At 70.9% G+C, this 1,578-nt stretch carries 3 protein-coding genes; 2 read left to right on the top strand and 1 reads right to left on the bottom strand.

Features of this window, described 5'->3' with window-relative positions:
* Window positions 1-204, top strand: a 204-nt coding sequence (locus tag G6020_RS10085) for a metallopeptidase family protein (protein WP_182610527.1), incomplete at its 5' end; no start/stop codon positions are given.
* A 75-nt stretch (window positions 205-279) separates the two neighbouring features.
* On the opposite strand, the gene G6020_RS10090 is transcribed toward G6020_RS10085, so the two are convergent.
* Window positions 280-591, bottom strand: a complete 312-nt coding sequence (locus G6020_RS10090) for a WhiB family transcriptional regulator (RefSeq protein ID WP_241727050.1) — start codon at window positions 589-591, stop codon at window positions 280-282.
* A 260-nt stretch (window positions 592-851) separates the two neighbouring features.
* Here G6020_RS10090 and cofD point away from each other — a divergent pair.
* On the top strand, window positions 852-1,578 hold a 727-nt coding region (cofD, locus tag G6020_RS10095), incomplete at its 3' end, for a 2-phospho-L-lactate transferase (protein ID WP_182610528.1).

Raw genomic sequence — 1,578 nt, forward strand, 5'->3', positions numbered from 1 at the left:
CTCGCCCGGCTGGTCCCCGCCGGCGTCGACCGGGCCGGCCAGCCCACGCGGGCCCGGTTGGTCCTGTTCCGCAGGCCGCTCACCCGCCGGGCACCCGGCGGGGACGACCTGAGGGACCTGGTCTACTCGGTCCTGGTGGAACTCGTCTCGCAGCACCTGGAGATCTCACCGGACGAGGTCGAGGCCGGCCCCAACGAGAACTGACCACCCCGCGGGGTGGTCAGGAAGGTGCCGAGCAGGCGCCGTCGAGAGCCCGGATGACACCGGGCCCTGACGAACTCACATCACGGCCTCGCGCTTGATCCGCCGACGCTCGCGCTCCGACAGTCCGCCCCAGATACCGAAGCGCTCGTCGTTGGCCAGCGCGTACTCGAGGCACTCGGCCTTGACCTCGCAGCCCGTGCAGATCTTCTTCGCCTCGCGGGTCGAGCCACCCTTCTCGGGGAAGAACGCCTCGGGATCGGTCTGGGAACAGAGGGCCCGGTCCTGCCAGCTCTCCTCCTCGTCCTCCACGAAGAGCGCACCGGTGCCGAAGTCGACCAGGGTCAGCTCGGGTCCCGCTGCGGTGCGTGACTGTCGATCCACGGTCATCCCCTCGTGTTACGTTGCTCGTCGCTCGTGCGTCTGCCCGGCCCGGCGTGCCGCTCCGATACGAATGACACACCTGTGATTACACACATGCGAGTCGCCCAGGTCAAGCGAAATCGGGGATACCTAGCATTTTCGTGCGCCGGTCCCACGAGAGACACGCCGCGGATCGTGTGGCGTGGGACACCCCCGCGAGTCGGGGTGGGGTCCGAACACCCGGCCACCCGGGCCGCACCGCCACCCCGTCACTACTCTGGGTCGACGTGAGGATCTGTGTATTGGCCGGTGGCGTCGGTGGCGCCCGTTTCCTGCTCGGCGCACGTCGACTTCTCGGGCTGGACCCCGCGTCCGGGGCCGCGGACACCCCGCTCCCCGGAGGGGACCCCGTCCACGGCCTCGACGCGGTGGTCAACGTCGGGGACGACGCGTGGATGCACGGCGTCCGGATCTGCCCCGACCTCGACACCTGCATGTACACCCTCGGCGGGGGCATCGACCCCGAACGCGGATGGGGTCACGCGGGCGAGACGTGGAACTGCCGCGACGAACTCGCCGCCTACGGAGTCCAGCCCGACTGGTTCGGTCTCGGGGACAAGGACCTGGCCACCCACCTGGTCCGCACCCAGATGTTGGGCGCCGGCTACCGGCTGACCGACGTCACCGAGGCGCTGTCCACCCGCTGGTCCCCCGGCGTCCGCCTGTTGCCGGTGACCGACGACCGATGCGAGACGCACGTCGTGGTGCCCGACGACTCCGCCGACGGGTCGGGCTCGAAGGCGATCCACTTCCAGGAGTGGTGGGTCCGGTACCGCGCGCAGCTGCCCGCCTCCGGATTCGTGCAGATCGGCGCCGAGGCCGCCCGGCCCACCGCGGAGACGCTCGACGCCATCGAGGCGGCCGACCTCGTCGTCGTCGCCCCCTCCAACCCCGTGGTCTCCGTCGGCGCGATCCTCGCCGTCCCCGGGATCCGCGCCGCCCGTGACTTCGGGC

This window comes from Dietzia sp. B19, assembly GCF_014145155.1.
GTDB classification, from domain to species: Bacteria; Actinomycetota; Actinomycetes; order Mycobacteriales; family Mycobacteriaceae; genus Dietzia; species Dietzia natronolimnaea.

What these genes read in the sequence shown, in the direction of transcription:
- G6020_RS10090 (WP_241727050.1), bottom strand. Translation starts at nt 591, where the DNA reads ATGACCGTGGATCGACAGTCACGCACCGCAGCGGGACCCGAGCTGACC.